This window comes from Mesorhizobium sp. M1322, assembly GCF_040318085.1.
GTDB lineage: Bacteria > Pseudomonadota > Alphaproteobacteria > Rhizobiales > Rhizobiaceae > Mesorhizobium.
In genome coordinates this window covers 39,118-54,755 of the sequence record NZ_JAMYLP010000036.1, presented here as the reverse complement: position 1 = coordinate 54,755, position 15,638 = coordinate 39,118, and the positions used below count along the sequence as shown (strand labels likewise).

16 protein-coding genes are annotated in these 15,638 nt (G+C 62.0%); 9 read left to right on the top strand and 7 right to left on the bottom strand.

The annotated features are described in order from the left end of the window. The 3 genes from NKH12_RS15685 to NKH12_RS15675 all read right to left on the bottom strand — a co-directional run. A partial coding sequence (locus tag NKH12_RS15685) for an AAA family ATPase (protein ID WP_352953963.1) occupies positions 1–379 on the bottom strand: 379 nt, incomplete at its 3' end. Positions 380–496: 117 nt separating this feature from the next. After that, the gene (locus tag NKH12_RS15680) at positions 497–1,243 is read right to left on the bottom strand and encodes a DsbA family protein (RefSeq protein WP_352953962.1); all 747 of its coding nucleotides are present in this window, start codon (positions 1,241–1,243) and stop codon (positions 497–499) included. A 130-nt stretch (positions 1,244–1,373) separates the two neighbouring features. Further along, entirely contained in the window at positions 1,374–1,874 is a 501-nt protein-coding gene (locus NKH12_RS15675; RefSeq protein ID WP_352953961.1) for a DUF721 domain-containing protein, read from the bottom strand. Between the two features lie 55 nt (positions 1,875–1,929). Here NKH12_RS15675 and mutY point away from each other — a divergent pair, with 55 nt between their 5' ends. The 4 genes from mutY to vapC all read left to right on the top strand — a co-directional run bounded on the left by mutY (position 1,930) and on the right by vapC (position 4,705). Continuing rightward, positions 1,930–3,066 carry an A/G-specific adenine glycosylase gene (gene mutY / locus NKH12_RS15670; protein ID WP_352953960.1) on the top strand — a complete coding sequence of 379 codons (1,137 nt, stop codon included), beginning with the start codon at positions 1,930–1,932 and terminating at the stop codon, positions 3,064–3,066. A gap of 46 nt (positions 3,067–3,112) precedes the next feature. Then, positions 3,113–3,724 carry an HAD family hydrolase gene (locus tag NKH12_RS15665; RefSeq protein WP_352953959.1) on the top strand — a complete coding sequence of 204 codons (612 nt, stop codon included), beginning with the start codon at positions 3,113–3,115 and terminating at the stop codon, positions 3,722–3,724. Positions 3,725–4,106: 382 nt separating this feature from the next. After that, positions 4,107–4,319, top strand: a complete 213-nt coding sequence (locus NKH12_RS15660; RefSeq protein WP_352953958.1) for a type II toxin-antitoxin system VapB family antitoxin — start codon at positions 4,107–4,109, stop codon at positions 4,317–4,319. Continuing rightward, positions 4,316–4,705: a type II toxin-antitoxin system VapC family toxin gene (vapC, locus tag NKH12_RS15655; protein ID WP_352953957.1), complete on the top strand. Its 390-nt coding sequence runs from the start codon at positions 4,316–4,318 to the stop codon at positions 4,703–4,705. The genes NKH12_RS15660 and vapC overlap by 4 nt, the downstream gene beginning before the upstream one ends. Before the next feature lie 264 nt (positions 4,706–4,969). Here vapC and NKH12_RS15650 read toward each other — a convergent pair whose 3' ends face one another. After that, positions 4,970–6,103, bottom strand: a complete 1,134-nt coding sequence (locus NKH12_RS15650) for a site-specific DNA-methyltransferase (protein ID WP_352953956.1) — start codon at positions 6,101–6,103, stop codon at positions 4,970–4,972. 175 nt (positions 6,104–6,278) lie between these two features. Between NKH12_RS15650 and NKH12_RS15645 the strand changes: the two genes are divergently transcribed. Continuing rightward, positions 6,279–6,968, top strand: coding sequence for an HAD family hydrolase (locus NKH12_RS15645; protein WP_352953955.1), 690 nt, complete (start codon positions 6,279–6,281; stop codon positions 6,966–6,968). A 39-nt stretch (positions 6,969–7,007) separates the two neighbouring features. Here NKH12_RS15645 and NKH12_RS15640 read toward each other — a convergent pair whose 3' ends face one another. After that, on the bottom strand, positions 7,008–7,679 hold the full coding sequence (locus tag NKH12_RS15640; RefSeq protein ID WP_352953954.1) for a hypothetical protein: 672 nt from the start codon (positions 7,677–7,679) through the stop codon (positions 7,008–7,010). A gap of 127 nt (positions 7,680–7,806) precedes the next feature. Here NKH12_RS15640 and thrC point away from each other — a divergent pair, with 127 nt between their 5' ends. Genes thrC through NKH12_RS15620 form a run of 4 tightly spaced genes read left to right on the top strand, consistent with a single transcriptional unit; the run spans position 7,807 to position 14,015 of the window. Then, positions 7,807–9,204 carry a threonine synthase gene (gene thrC / locus NKH12_RS15635; protein WP_352953953.1) on the top strand — a complete coding sequence of 466 codons (1,398 nt, stop codon included), beginning with the start codon at positions 7,807–7,809 and terminating at the stop codon, positions 9,202–9,204. A gap of 14 nt (positions 9,205–9,218) precedes the next feature. After that, positions 9,219–10,511 (top strand): M16 family metallopeptidase, encoded by a 1,293-nt coding sequence (locus NKH12_RS15630; RefSeq protein WP_352953952.1) that lies wholly within the window; start codon positions 9,219–9,221, stop codon positions 10,509–10,511. A gap of 15 nt (positions 10,512–10,526) precedes the next feature. Continuing rightward, positions 10,527–11,123, top strand: a complete 597-nt coding sequence (locus NKH12_RS15625; protein ID WP_352953951.1) for a GNAT family N-acetyltransferase — start codon at positions 10,527–10,529, stop codon at positions 11,121–11,123. 3 nt (positions 11,124–11,126) lie between these two features. Continuing rightward, positions 11,127–14,015, top strand: coding sequence for an EAL domain-containing protein (locus NKH12_RS15620; protein WP_352953950.1), 2,889 nt, complete (start codon positions 11,127–11,129; stop codon positions 14,013–14,015). A 164-nt stretch (positions 14,016–14,179) separates the two neighbouring features. Here the strand turns inward: NKH12_RS15620 and NKH12_RS15615 are convergent, their stop codons facing one another. Both NKH12_RS15615 and NKH12_RS15610 read right to left on the bottom strand, forming a co-directional pair. Beyond that, on the bottom strand, positions 14,180–15,106 hold the full coding sequence (locus NKH12_RS15615; protein WP_352953949.1) for an oxygenase MpaB family protein: 927 nt from the start codon (positions 15,104–15,106) through the stop codon (positions 14,180–14,182). Positions 15,107–15,247: 141 nt separating this feature from the next. Then, positions 15,248–15,511, bottom strand: a complete 264-nt coding sequence (locus tag NKH12_RS15610; RefSeq protein WP_023799307.1) for a DUF4242 domain-containing protein — start codon at positions 15,509–15,511, stop codon at positions 15,248–15,250. Between the last annotated feature and the right edge of the window lie 127 nt (positions 15,512–15,638).

The following is a 15,638-nucleotide window of genomic DNA, read 5'->3' as shown; positions in this document are numbered from 1 at the left end:
CGTCCTTGGCGCGGGCTTCCTTGCCGTTGATGCGGTAGAGCGAACCCGCCTCGCGTTCGATGCGGCGCGAAACCTGCAACTCGTCTGCGACATTGAAGGCCGAGGGCGCGCTACGGTCGCTGTTGTCGAGGAAAAGCGTGACTTCGGCGGTGTTGCGGGCAGGACGCGTTCCCGAACCGGAAAAGATGACGTCGTCCATGCCGGACGCACGCATGTTCTTGTACGAGCTTTCGCCCATCACCCAGCGCAGCGCCTCGACAAGATTCGACTTGCCGCAGCCGTTCGGTCCGACGATGCCGGTCAGGCCGCGTTCGATGACGAACTCGCCGGGTTCGACGAAGGACTTGAAACCGAGCAGGCGGAGGCGCGAAAATTTCATTCGCGCCGCCCCATAGCCAAGTTCAGCAAAAGTGTTCCGCGATTTTGCGGCAAGAACCCGCGGCACAACGAAAGGTCGTGCACGCCGAAGCGCAGCCGCTTCGGCGCTGCCGAAACATCAGAGCAGAGGGTCGATAATGGCCGAGATTTCCTCAATCGACAGCGCCCCCTTGTAGGTCTTCCCGTTGATAAAGAAGGTCGGCGTCGAGTCGACCTTGAATTCATCGGCGCCGCGCTTTTGGACCGATCTCACATCGTCCAGAAGTTTCTGGTCCGTCAAGCAGGCCTCGAAGGACTCCTGTGTAAAACCGGCCATCTTGGAGATTTGCAGCAGGGCGTCCTTGGTGTTGGCAACACCTGCCCAGTTCGCCTGCTGCCTGAATAGAACATCCACCATCGGGAAATAATTATCCTTGGAGCAGCGCGCCAGCATGAAACCGGCCTCGGCGCTGGGGTCGAATGGAAATTCACGCAGGATAAGGCGGGCCTTGCCGGTGTCGATATATTTCGTCTTCAGCGCCGGGAGAGTGGTTTCATGGAAATGGGCGCAGTGCGGGCAGGTCATCGAGGCATATTCGACGATGGTGACCTTCGCGTCGTCCTTGCCGAGCTGCATGTCGGGCAGTGCGCCGGGCTTCAGCAAGGCGGCCATGTCCACCGTGCCCTGGGCCTCGGGCGCCTTGGCCGCGGCCGGAGCGGCAGGCTTTGCTGGATCGGCCGGCTTCATCGCATCGGCGGGGGCTGCAGGTTTCACATCCTCCGCCACGGCTTTCTCGCCCGAGTCGCTGCAGGCGGCGAGCAGGGCCATCGCCGGAATGGCGGCCAGCGACGACAGGAGGTTTCTGCGGGACAAAAGACGGGGCATACGAATCACCTGACAATGGTTGGATTTTGCAATGCAAAGGCTAGAAAAGGCGAGAGTTGGCGCGAATTAAGGCATCGCCGTCCCCATTCCAATCGCCAAATCTTGTGTACGCGATCACGAAAGCGCGAGATTATACTTTCTTTTGACCGAGAATGGTGGCGCCGAGCCGCTCCAGCGAAGCGCGCAGCCCGTCATCCTCGATCATTCCGACAGTGCCTGACAACTTCACCTTCTCGGCCACGGTCAGCGGCCGAAAGCTTGGTTTAGGCCGCCCTTTGTCCGCCGTCACCGGCTTTTGCACGATTCTGATCCGGCCGATAGCGTTGAAGCCGAGGAAGGCATTGACCCGCTTGATGATCTCGCCGGTCTCGTGCTGCAGATGGAGGGCGGCCATCCCTTCGCAGGCGATGACCAGCACCGCCGGCTCGAACGGATCATCTTCATGCATGCGGCGCGGCCACTGGATCTTTTCAGGGCGCGAACGGCTGGCAAGCCGCGGCCCGGCAATCTCCTCCCATGACTGGACGAGCCCGATCGACATCCCGGCCCGCTTGCGCAACACCGGATCGAGAATCTGGGTCGCGAGATCACTCACCGGAACGGGATTGCCGAAGGGCCTTTTCCCTGCCATGTGCGTTCTCCAGTCACGACCTTCACCTCGCATCGGTTAGGCCAGTCCTCGATCAATGGCACTGTACGACCAGACCCGCAAGACCGCATCCGGAGACAGCGGCAGAGCCGCGTCTGGAGAAAGCGGCGAGATCGCGTCCCGCCTGCTCGCCTGGTACGACGCGCATCACCGCGACTTGCCGTGGCGTATTGCGCCGCGCGAGCTGGCACGCGGCGTGCGTCCCGATCCCTACCGCGTCTGGCTTTCCGAAGTCATGCTGCAGCAGACCACGGTCGAAGCGGTAAAATCCTATTTCCGGGCCTTTGTCCAGAAGTGGCCTGATGTCGAGGCGTTGGCCGCCTCGCCGACCGAAGATGTCATGAAGGCTTGGGCCGGGCTCGGCTATTATTCCCGCGCGCGCAATCTCAAGGCCTGCGCCGATCTCGTCGCACGGCAAGGCGGCAGGTTTCCGGATACGCAAGCTGGCTTGAGAGAACTGCCCGGCATCGGCGCCTACACGGCGGCAGCAATCGCGGCGATCGCCTTCGACCAGCCCGCCGCGGTCGTCGACGGCAATGTCGAGCGGGTCGTTTCCCGGCTGTTTTCGATCGTCACGCCGCTGAGCGAAGCCAAGGGTGACATACGCGCCCATGTCGAGCGCATGGTTCCAGCGACCAGACCGGGCGATTTCGCCCAGGCGATGATGGATCTCGGCGCGACGATCTGCACGCCGCGCCGGCCGCGTTGCATGCTGTGCCCGCTGCGAGAGGATTGCAGCGCCATTGTTTCAAGCGATCCCGAGCGCTTTCCTGTCCGCCTGCCGAAGGGGGAGAAACCACTGCGGCGCGGGGCTGCCTTCGTTGCCGTACGTGACGATGGCGCCATCCTTTTGCGCAAACGTGCGGATAAGGGCCTGCTCGGCGGCATGACCGAAGTGCCGACGACCAGCTGGACCGCGCGGATCGACGGCGCGACCACAGAGGCGGCAGCGCCCTTCCCCGGCGACTGGCGGCCAGTCGGCCGGATTGGCCATGTCTTCACCCATTTCGCGCTCGAACTCGACGTCTTCAAAACGCTGACCGATGGCCCCACCCCTGCGGGCCATTTCTGGTCGCTGGCCCACGAAATTTCCGGCGAAGCGCTGCCCACCGTCATGAAAAAGGTAATCGAAGCAGCGATACCGGGCGCGACGAAGAAGCAGCGCGCACATTAAATCGCCCACATCGCCCCACATTGAATTGCATTGAACGAGGACGAGAATGACCGAAATCCGCCACATAGTCTTCGACATCGGCAGGGTGCTGATTCACTACGATCCGAACTTGCCCTTCAGCCGATTGATCCCCGATGCCGAAAAGCGGAAATGGTTCTTCGACAATGTCTGCACGCATGACTGGAACATCGAGCAGGACCGCGGCCGGACCTGGGAAGAGGCCGAAGCGCTGCTGATCACCGAACACCCGGACCACGCCGACAACATCCGCAACTTTCGCCGCCTCTGGCACGAGATGGTGCCGCACGCTTATGACGACAGCGTCCAGATCATGGAGACGCTGATCGAGAGCGGCCACGACGTCACCATGCTGACCAATTTCGCCGCCGACACGCTGGCTGAAGCCCGGCAGCGTTTCGACTTTCTCAACCGTCCGCGCGGTGTCACCATTTCGGGCGAGATCGGCATGATCAAGCCGGATCGCGGCATTTACGACCATCACGTCACCGCGTTCGGACTCGAGCCCGCGGCCACGCTGTTCATCGACGACAGCCAGAAGAATGTCGACGGCGCCAAGGCCGCCGGCTGGCAGTCGGTGCTGTTCACCGACGCCAAGACGCTCGAGGCGGACCTCGATCGCCTGGGGATCAGAGTGTGATCACTGCGACGGGCCTGACTGATGACTCGCTTCAACACGGCGTAGTGCAATAGGATCCGTCGTCGGCCCAGGGCAATCGGGTGAGTTCAATAGGTGGCAAAGCGCGCAACGGCTGTATCTGTGTTCGTCCTCTCAAGCTGATGGACAAGACGGCATGTGATGGTGGTGCAGTCGCTGAGACGCGCTCCACGGCGCTGCTTCGGATCGCGTCGTCGGGCGCTACTTGACGTGAGAATCGTAGATGCGGTGGAACTCACCCGTCGCTTTAGCAAGATGCAGCCACTGATCGACGTAGGCCTTGTCCCCTCTTTGGTTGGGACGGCTTGTTGGTCGGGAGCAGAATGTGTATGTTTAGTCCAATTCATACACATTGAGAACCGCCATGAGAACCAACATCGAACTCGACGACAAACTGATCGCGGAGGCCATGGCGGCCTCCGGTCTCAAGACCAAGAAAGCGACGATTGAGGCGGCCCTGCGCACTCTGGTGCGCCGGCACCGGCAGGATATGGCTATCGCCGCCCTTGCTGGCGCCGGTTGGGAGGGCGATCTTGACGCCATGCGGGAAGGCCGTTCGCCCGATCAGCATCGATGATCGTCGTCGACAGTTCTGTGTGGATCGCCCATCTCCGCAATACGGAGAGCGTCTCGGTCAGTAAGCTCAGGCATCTCGATGACACTCAGGAGATTCTGGTCGGAGACTTGATCCTGCTGGAAGTGCTACAAGGCGCGCTCAACGAACCGCATGCCCAACTGATTGAACGAAACCTCCGGCAGTTCGCCATTGTACCGATGCTGAATCCGGCGACGGCAGTCGAAGCTGCCCGAAACTACCGCATGCTCCGGCAGCGGGGCATCACCATCCGCAAGACAATCGATATGATTATCGGCACATTCTGCATCCAGGGCGGACACGCGCTGTTGCATGATGACCGAGACTTCGACCCGATGGTTCGTTACCTCGGTCTCCGACTCGCATGATCATGAGATTCCAACCGGCGAGCGCTGATCTTCCCTCACAGGCGGCATCAAGGTGTAACCCGGCGAAAAGGCAAGCCAAGATGCCTGACGGCCCGTTCATCGATCTACAGCGATACGAAAAACAAACAACCGAAGCGATGCGACGAGCGAAGGAGGAAGACCCGACGACGGCATTGGCGAGCGCGTCACGGCCCCTCAGTCGAGAAAGCGCGATCCTGCTTCCTTCGGGAACAATGTGCAACGAGACCGCCATAGCGGTTATTGTCAGGCCCCTGCCCGCTCCATGCCGAGGCGGGCGATGCGGCGAAGCTCGTCGATCGGGGTCAGGCCGCCGCTGCGCTCATAATGCCAGAAGGTCCAACCGTTGCAGGCATCCAGCCCCTGAACTTCCGCGCCGATCTTGTGGATCGATCCGGCGCTGTCGCCGACCGCCACCGTGCCGTCGGCGCGCACCCGGGCCGCCCAGCGCTTCTTGGCGTCATAGAGCGTGGCACCCGGCAGCATCAGCCCGGTGTCGATGAGGCTGACGAAAGCAACGCGCGGCTCGGCGCGCTTACCGGTAAGCACGGTAAGATCAGCGCCGTCCAGCGGCCGGACTGCGCCGATGCGCTCGTTGGCGGCGTCGATATAGGTCTGCTCGCGCTCGATGCCGACGAAATGGCGGCCGAGGCGCTTGGCCACCGCGCCGGTGGTGCCGGAACCGAAGAAGGGATCGAGCACAATATCGCCGGGCTTCGTCGAGGCCATCATGATGCGGGCGAGCAGCGCCTCGGGCTTCTGTGTCGGATGCAGCTTGTCGCCATTTTCGTTCTTGAGGCGCTCGCTGCCGGTGCAGATCGGAAACAGCCAGTCGGAACGCATCTGGATGTCATCGTTCGACGCCTTCAGCGCTTCGTAGTTGAAGGTGTAGCCCTTACCCTTCTGGTCGCGCGAGGCCCAGATCATCGTCTCATGAGCGTTCTGAAAGCGGCGGCCGCGGAAATTCGGCATCGGATTGGTCTTGCGCCAGACGACATCGTTGAGGATCCAGAACCCCAGATCCTGCATCTTGGCGCCGACCCTGAAAATGTTGTGGTAGGAGCCGATGACCCAGATGGTGCCGTTGGGTTTCAGCACGCGGCGCGCCGCCAGCAGCCAGGCCCGGGTGAAGGCGTCGTAAACCTCAAAGCTCGCGAACTGGTCCCAGTCGTCGTCGACGGCATCGACCTTGGACTGGTCGGGCCGGTGCAGATCGCCGTCGAGCTGCAGATTGTAGGGCGGATCGGCAAAGATCACGTCGATGGATTTTTCCGGCAGTCGGTCGAGCGCGGCGACGCAATCGCCCTTCAGGATCGTATCCAGCCATTCAGATTGCTGGGGAGCATGGGAAAGCTCGTCGAGAAGACGCACGGCAGACATTGTTACACCCAAAGCACGCGTTACTGTTTACTCCCTGTTATGGTTACCGATCAGCGTAAATATTCGGTGAAGGCTGAGGGTTCAGACCGCAGGTAATTTGCGAAGCTCGGCCTGTTGGTGTATGCCGCGCCGCCTGAACCGCCTCAGCCCCTCCCCTCCCGCTTTCCGGATCGCTATGCCCCAGCCAGACCTTGTCATCTTCGATTGCGACGGCGTTCTCGTCGATTCCGAAATCATTGCCGCGCGCATCGAAGCCGAGCTTTTGACGTCGGCCGGTTACGAGATATCGGCTGAGGAGCTTTCCGAAACCTATGCCGGGCTGACCTTCAAGGACATCATGATGCGGGTCGAGGAAAAATCGCGCGTCCCGTTCCAGGCCTCGCTGATCGATCGCGCCGAGGACCTGGTCGACCGCCGGCTGCGCAGCGAGGTGCGCGCCATCGACGGGGTGCACGAGGCGGTCGCCGCGGTGAGCACGCCGCGCTGCATCTGCTCGAATTCGCGCACCGAGCGGATCGAATTCATGTTGGAAAAGGTGCGGCTGCTGCCGTTTTTCACGGGGCACATTTTTTCGTCGCTGGAAACGCCGAGCGGAAAATCCAAGCCGGCGCCCGACGTGTTTCTCTTTGCCGCGGAAAAGCTCAAGGCCGATCCGGCGAACACCTTCGTCATCGAGGATTCCGTGCATGGCGTCACCGGCGCCAGGACAGCCGGCATGCGTGTGATCGGCTTCACCGGAGCCGCGCACAGCTATCCCGGGCATGCCGACGCGTTGACCGAGGCCGGCGCCGAAACGGTCATTCGCCGCTGGGCGGAGCTGAAAAGCGTGATCGCCGCCCTGTCGGAATGGTCGGCGGATGCGTGATGCATGCGCCTCCGGCCCGAGGCGGCTCAAATGCCGCCGCTATTCGGCCGCGGCAATCTTTTTGTCGGTCTTCTTCGCCGGGCCTTCGTCATAGCCGGCGTACGCCTGATAGTCCCGCGCGGTGGGCTCGGGAACGACTACGTTCGAATCGGTGAAGACGAACTGGGTGGCACTCGAGGGATTGGTGACCTGGACCTTATGTTGGTGAAGCTGCGAGTAAAGGACCTCGGTGCCATGCATCACAGCGATACGGATCGGCATCGTGATGGTGCCCGGGCTGAACATCGGTCCCGGAACGACCTTGCCGGCAACGGCGATCTTCATCGTCAGCGAGCCGTTGGCACGGGCGCAGTCGCGGGTCACGTCGGTGATCGAGGCCTGATAGATGATCTTGGCGGAATCCTCCTGCTGATCGCTGCCCGCTTCAAGCGCGGCAGCTTCGGCGTCTTCGGCGGCTTTTTTCTTGGGCTTTTGGCTGCCCTTGGCATAGGTGTTGAAGTAGGCGGTGCCGTCGCGCAGCGTCACTTTCGGACAATAGGCCTGCAATTGGCTGGCGAGAACCTTGGGGTCCGGCGGTGGTGGCGGTGTCGTGTCCGTCTTTCCGAAGCCCAGGATGCCATTGCCGCCTGATTGGCAGCCGGCGACGGTAAGCATAAAGCCAGTGAGCGCCAGACCCGCGACAAAACGACCGTTGAGTGTATGAAACGCCATGAACTGGACTTCCCTCTCGCAAAGCGGGTGACGTATATCAACCGCGCGGCAAAAATGCGACTGATCAAGTGCGGAAATTAACCACTTTGCCGCGGACGAAACCGCCCGGCAGCAATGGAACATGACGATGCAATATGTGAGTACCCGCGGGGAAGCGCCCGTGCTTGGATTTTCCGACGCGGTGCTGGCGGGCTTGGCGCGCGATGGCGGTCTTTATGTGCCTGAAACCTGGCCGCAGTTTTCGGCGGCAGAGATCCGCGCCATGCGCGGCCTCGCCTATCCCGACCTCGCCATCCGCGTGCTGTCGCCGTTTCTCGGCGACGAGATCGCGATGCCGGTTTTCGAACGCCTGGTGCGCGAAGCCTATGCGACCTTCCGTCACGAGGCGGTCTGTCCGCTGGTGCAGACCGGCTCGAACATGTTCGTTCTGGAACTCTTCCATGGCCCGACGCTTGCCTTCAAGGACGTGGCAATGCAGCTTCTCGCCCGGCTGATGGACCATGTGCTTGCCGAACGCGACCAGCGCGCCACGATTGTCGGCGCCACGTCCGGCGACACCGGCGGGGCTGCCATCGATGCCTTCGCCGGGCGCAATCGCACCGACATCTTCGTTCTTTTCCCGCACGGCCGGGTCTCGCCGGTGCAGCAGCGGCAGATGACGACGTCCATCGCCCCCAATGTCCATGCGCTGGCGGTCGAAGGCAATTTCGACGATTGCCAGGGCCTGGTGAAGGACATGTTCAACGATCACGGTTTTCGCGACCGGGTATCGCTGTCCGGCGTCAATTCGATCAACTGGGCCCGCATCATGGCCCAGATCGTCTATTACTTCTCATCGGCGCTGTCGCTCGGCGCGCCCGACCGGCCGGTCTCCTTCACGGTGCCGACCGGCAATTTCGGCGACATCTTCGCCGGCTACGCCGCCAAGAAGATGGGGCTGCCGATCGAGCGGCTGATCATCGCGACCAACGACAACGACATTCTGGCGCGCACGCTGTCGAGCGGCGAGTATCGCACGAAAGGCGTCTTTTCGACCACGTCGCCGTCGATGGACATCCAGGTTTCTTCGAATTTCGAGCGCTTGCTGTTCGAGGCGGCCGGCCGCGACGCCTCGACCGTGCGGCGCTACATGGGCGGCCTCAAGCAGTCCGGCGCCTTCACCATCGAAGCCGGCGAGATCACCAGGATCCGCTCCGAATTCGATGCCGGCCGTTCGACAATGGACGAAGTCGCCGCAACGATCCGCTCAACGCTCGCAGCCAGCGACTATCTGCTTGACCCGCACACGGCCGCGGCCATGCATGTTGCGGCTGCGAAGGCCATCAATTCCGTGCCGATGGTCGTGCTGGGCACTGCCCATCCGGCAAAATTCCCTGCCGCCGTCGAAGCCGCCAGCGGCGTGTCGCCTGCCCTGCCCGCATGGCTAGGCGGGTTGATGACATCAGAGGAAAAATACACGGTACTTCCATCCGACCTGAAAATGGTGGAAGATTATGTTAGCCGCCACACGCGGGCGGCAAGTTAGGGAGTATCAGCTATATGGGTGTTGAGGTAAGCCGTCTGTCGAACGGCCTGACAGTCGCCACCGAAACCCTTCCAAGCCTCGAATCCGTCGCTCTTGGTGCCTGGATCAAATCAGGCGCCCGCAACGAGCGTAACGAAGAGCACGGAATGGCCCACCTGCTTGAACACATGGCGTTCAAGGGAACCAGAAGGCGCAGCGCCTTCGAGATTGCCTCGGAAATCGAGGATGTCGGCGGCGAGATCAATGCCGCCACGAGTGTCGAGACCACCTCCTATTATGCCAGGGTGCTGAGCGACGACGTGCCCCTGGCCGTCGATATCCTCTCCGACATCCTGCAGGACTCCGAGTTCGACCCGCAGGAGCTGGAGCGCGAGCAGCATGTGATCCTGCAGGAGATCGGCGCCGCGCACGATACACCCGACGACGTCGTCTTCGACCACTTCACCGAGACGGCCTTCCGCCACCAGACGATCGGCCGCTCCATCCTTGGCACGCCGGAAACCGTCAAATCCTTCACCTCGAAGCAATTGCACAAATTCATCGAACGGCAATATGGGGCCGAGCGTATGGTTGTCGTTGCCGCCGGCGACATCAAGCACGACAATTTCGTGCGCGAGGTCGAAAAGCACCTCGGCGGTTTCCGCAGCAAGTCCGACAATACGATGCCGCAATATGCGCAATATGTCGGCGGCGATTTCCGCGAGGACCGCGAACTGATGGACGCGCAGATCGTGCTGGGGTTCGAGGGCCGCGCCTATCATGTACGCGACTTCTACGCCTCGCAGGTCCTGTCGATGATCCTTGGCGGCGGCATGTCGTCTCGTCTTTTCCAGGAGGTCCGCGAAAAGCGCGGGCTGTGCTATTCGGTCTATGCCTTCCACTGGGGTTTTTCCGACACCGGCATTTTTGGCGTCCATGCCGCGACCGGGCAGAGCGACATCGCCGAATTGGTGCCGGTGGTCATCAACGAGTTGCAGAAGGTCGGCGAGAACATCCTGCAGGAGGAACTCGACCGGGCACGCGCCCAGTACCGTGCAGGCCTGATCATGTCCGCCGAAAGCCCGGCCAGCCGCGCCTCGCAGATCGCCCGGCAAATGCTTCTGTTCGGCCGGCCGATTGCCAAGGAAGAGCTGATGGAACGGCTGTCGGCGCTGACGGTCGAGCGGCTGACGGACCTGTCGTCACGGCTGTTTTCGACCAAGCCGACGCTGACTGCCGTCGGACCGGTGGGTACGCTCGCTCCCTATGAGGCGGTCCTCGAATCGCTATCGGGCACGCAGACCACGGCCCGAAAGCTCGCCGGCTAAGTCCATCAAAGCGTCATGTTCGCGCTCCCTTTCTTTCGCCGTGACCTGCCGGCACTGAAGGGCGACCGGATCACGCTGCGCGTGCCGCTGACCAACGACTATCGCGAATGGTCGGTGCTGCGCGGGGAAAGCCGCGCCTTCCTGGAGCCGTGGGAGCCGCGGTGGAACCCCGACGAGCTCGACCGCACGGCATGGCGGCATCGCCTCAGCCGCTATCGCGAAGACTATGCGCAGGGAACCGCCATAGCCTTCTTTATCTTCGAGAAAGGCAATGGCAAGCTTGTCGGTGGAATCACCCTCGGCAATATCCGCCACGGCGTCGCGCAAAGCGGCCATATCGGCTACTGGATCGGCGAGCGCTACAGCGGCTGTGGCCTAATGACCGACGCGGTCAAGGTGGTGACGCGCTTCGCCTTCGATACGCTGAGGTTGCACCGGATCGAAGCTGCCTGTATTCCCGACAACGCCCGGTCGATCCGCGTGCTTGAAAAAGCCGGATTCCGGCGCGAAGGACTTCTGCGATCCTATCTCAGGATCAATGGCATCTGGCAGGACCATTACCTCTACGCCCGGATCGAGGACGATCCGCCGGGCGCGGGAACGAAGGACTGATTTTTGACGAATTTCCTGCGAATCGGGTCGTTGTTCGCCTTTGTGCTGACCGCAATCGTCGTGCTCTGCGCGGCGTCCTCGGCCTTCGCCGTCGAACCGATCAAGATCGCCCGCGACGACGTGGCGCTCGACCTTTCGGGGGCCGTCGAAATCTACCGCAACCAAGGCGAGAACTTCCAGGTGTCGACCGCGCCGGGACCGGACGGCATCGTGCGGCGCATCGAGGTCGAGGCCAATGATGCGCGCTCGACCGGCGACTGGGCGGTGTTCGCGCTTGCCAACACCACCGACCAGCAGCTCGACAGGCTGATCGTCGCACCGCATTTTCGGCTGGTGAATTCCGGCATCTTCTGGCCGGATCTCGGCTCGACCCGCATTGCCGCGATCACGCCCAGCGAGGGCTTCGCGCTCGACCGCCAGACCAGCCCCGACGCCGATGTGTTCCGGGTGACGCTGAACCCCGGAACGGTGATCACCTTCATTGCCGAACTTGCCTCGCCCAAACTGCCGCAGGTCTATCTATGGGATCCGGAATCCTACAAGGACTCCGTCAACTCCTACACGCTGTTTCGCGGTATCGTCATCGGCATCGCCGGCCTCCTGGCGCTGTTCCTGACCATCCTTTTCGTCGTCAAGGGGACCTCGATGTTCCCGGCAACCGCAGCACTCGCCTGGGCGGTGCTCGCCTATATCTGCATCGATTTCGGCTTTCTCAACAAGGTCTTGGAAATATCGCCCGGCAACGAGCAGATGTGGCGAGCCGGAACGGAGGTGGCGCTTGCGGCGACCTTCGTGGTGTTCCTGTTCGCCTATCTCAACCTCAACCGATGGCACGGCCATTTCAGCTACGGCGCGCTGGTCTGGATTCTGGGGCTGGTGTTGATCGCAGGCGTTGCAATCGTCGATCCGGCGGTCGCCGCCGGCATCGCCAGGCTGTCCTTCGCCGCCACCGCGCTGACCGGCCTCGGCCTGATCATCTTCCTCGGCATACGCGGCTACGACCGTGCCATCATGCTGGTGCCCAGTTGGGTCATGGTCCTGTTGTGGCTATGCGGGTCGTGGATGGCGATCACCGGCATGCTCGACAACGACATCGCCCAGCCGGCATTGGGCGGCGGGCTGATCCTCATCATCCTGCTGATCGGCTTCACCGTCATGCAGCACGCCTTTGCCGGCGGCGCACTGCATCAGGGCCTGTTCTCCGATCTCGAACGGCAGGCGCTGGCCGTCGCCGGATCGGGCGACACGGTTTGGGACTGGGACGTGATGCGCGACCGCGTCGTCACCAGGCCGGATGTCAGCATCCAGCTTGGCCTTGCGCCCGACAGCCTGGGCGGCGCCGCCCGCAACTGGCTGCCGGTGCTGCATGCCGATGATCGGGACACGTTCCGCACAACGCTCGACGTGGTGCTCGAACACCGGCGCGGCCGTGTGTCGCAGAATTTCCGCCTGCGCGGCGCCGATGGGCACTATCACTGGTTTTCGCTGCGCGCCCGGCCGGTGATCGGATCGGACGGCGAGGTCATCCGCTGCGTCGGCACCATGGTCGACGTGACGGAGCAGAAGAAGTCCGAGGAGAGGTTGCTGCACGATGCCGTGCACGACAATCTGACCGGCCTGCCGAACCGGGAATTGCTGATGAACCGGCTGGAGGCGATCATCTCGATCGCGCGCACGGAAGAGAAGGTGCGTCCGACCGTCTTCGTCATCGACATCGATCGGTTCAAGCAGGTCAATGACGGGCTCGGCATCTCGGCCGGCGATACCATCCTGCTGACCATTGCGCGCCGGCTGCACCGGCTGCTCAAGCCGAAGGATTCGCTGTCGCGTTTTGCCGGCGACCAGTTCGCACTGATGCTGCTTTCCGAACAGGACCCGGCCCGCATCGCAGCAGTTGCCGACGCCATCAAGCATGCGATCAACAATCCGATCACCTTTGCCAAGCGCGAGATCGTGCTGACCGCCTCGATCGGGCTGGTCACTTGGACCTCGGCGCAGAGTTCGGCCGAGGATATGGTCAAGGACGCCGAGCTTGCCATGCACCAGGCCAAGCGTTTCGGCGGCGACAGGATCGAGCCGTTCCGCCCCGCCTTCCGGACCGTTGGCACCGACCGGCTGCAGTTCGAGTCCGACTTGCGCCGCGCCATCGAACGGCGCGAATTCACAGTCGCTTACCAGCCCATCGTGCGGCTCGAAGACGGCAGCGTTGCCGGCTTCGAGGCGCTTTTGCGCTGGGACCATCCGCGCCGCGGCATGATCCCGCCGGGCGATTTCATCCCGGTCGCCGAGAGCTGCGGCCTGATCGTGCAGCTTGGCTTGTTCGCCATGCAACAGGCCGCCGAAGATCTGGCCGGATGGCAAAAGCAGATCGGCGACGCGCCGCTGTCGGTTTCGGTCAACCTGTCCAGCCGCCAGCTCATCCGCCGCGATCTGGTCAGCGACGTCCGCTCGGTGATCGCGCGGGCCAATCTGAAGCCGCGCTGCTTCCGGCTCGAACTCACCGAATCGCTGGTGATGGACAATCCCGAGCAGACAGCCCATGTGCTGAACAAGCTGAAGAAGCTTGGTATCGGCCTGTCGCTGGACGATTTCGGCACCGGCTACTCATCGCTTGCCTATCTGACGCGCTTCCCCTTCGACACGATCAAGATCGACAAGAGCTTCGTCGACGACGCGACACCGAAGCGCGCGGTGCTGCTCAAATCCATGGTCAACATGGCGCATGAACTCGGCCTTTCGGTCGTGGCCGAAGGCATTTCGGATGAAAGCGATGCGCTCGAACTGCGCCAGATGGGCTGCGAATATGTGCAGAGCTTCATGTTCGGCGCGCCGATGCCCGGCGATCAGGTGCTGAAGACGCTGAAGGAACAGTATCCGCTGACCCAGGCTTGATTTTGTGCAAGTCGTTGTCCCAAAACCGCTGCGCACTTTGGGCGACATGCCAGGGGTCTGCTTCCCGGTGCTCGGAGGTTGCGAGTAACCCGTTTTGGTCACGCGGTACCGAAAACTAAATTTGCTATCCGCGGCGCGGCTCCATCAATGTTGGAAAGCCTGAATTAACGTCGGCGATAGAGATAGCTCTCGGAAAGGCCGAGGCGACGGCACGATTGAACGGCGGGTGATGAAGGGAGGACGATGCTTTCGCAGATTGCAGCCGTTGTCTTCACAAAAGCACGCTCCCACGGCTTCAACGTCCAGCGGTCGCCGAGTGCCAAGCGCGTGCGAACCCAGCGGGGTAGGATCTCGACTGCCGCCTTCAGAAATGGCCGCTGAAGCGGTCGAGCCACTCCCGGCAAGGCGGGAACGTCTTCCATGATCTCCAGGAACTCCGAGACGATCGGCGACGGGACGAGTCTTTGCCGCATCACATCGAACAGCGCGTAAAGCTCGGCCTGCGACTTGGGCGCGCCGGCCGCACCATAGAGAAGCGCGACGGGGCGAGCCTCAGCAGACATCGCGTCCCGTTCGAAAAAATGCAGACGATGCACATAGACGTGATACGCCTCCATGAAACCAAACCCGGCCGTCGCTTGCACCCAGTCCAGCAACTCCGGGTCGGTGGCGTGGTATGGCTCACCTTCGCTGGTTCGACCCGAAACGCGCCCATGCATCCTGACCACACCTTCAATCATGGCCTTGGCCTTGGTTCGAGGGCCATAGACCGTAACCAAGGCAGCGAGGCCGGTACGCTGTAATCGTCGGAGGGCGTGCGAGCGGAATGTGCTGTGCTGCCAAATGGCGTCGCGAACCCGCGGCTCTGCCAATTCGAGCAGTACCGCCGTAACCCCGCCGATGAACAGCGCAACAGGGTTCTTGAAAATACGCCAGGACACCGAGTTGGGCGGTAACAGCGCCGGCTCGCCTTCCGGGGTCGAGAAGTCCATCTGCGATCCGAGCCGCTGGCGCATGAACGACTGCGCAAGAGTATCCACACGACGATCAAGCGGGCGAGGCAGGGGAATGATGCCCGAGTTGCCAAACATGGTACGCCTCCCTGGCTAGCCGATGCAGTATGCACGAATGTCCTGGTCTTTCCCCGTTCCAAATGATCAGCCTGGCGCCCTGCGCATGACCCTTCAGAACGCCGGGCCCGGATGGTCATCACGAGCCCGGTCGTGCTGGCGTTATGGAGTAAGATCGAGCGCCGGTACGATTCTATGATAGGGCAGCCCCGCATCGTCGTTTAGACGCTTCACGTCGACATCGGAGGCAGCGTCAAACAGACACATGCAGCGCCCGTCCTCCGGTGCGAAGGTCGAGCGCAGATAGCTGATGTCGGTGCCGTTGGAGGTCATCTCGGCGGCTTTGCTGATCGCCGCCTTCTGCGCATCTCCCAGAGCTTCCATGCTGATGCCCTTGAGATCGCGTTCCACCATGTAAACAGTCATTTCCAGATCTCCTCCTGTGAACAGTGACCACAGGAGTTGAATGCAGCGGCGGGGGAAAGAGAACGACATTTTTTCTATCGATCGATAGCCGACAGTTATCGATGAAAGGATTACAATGCCGTTTCGT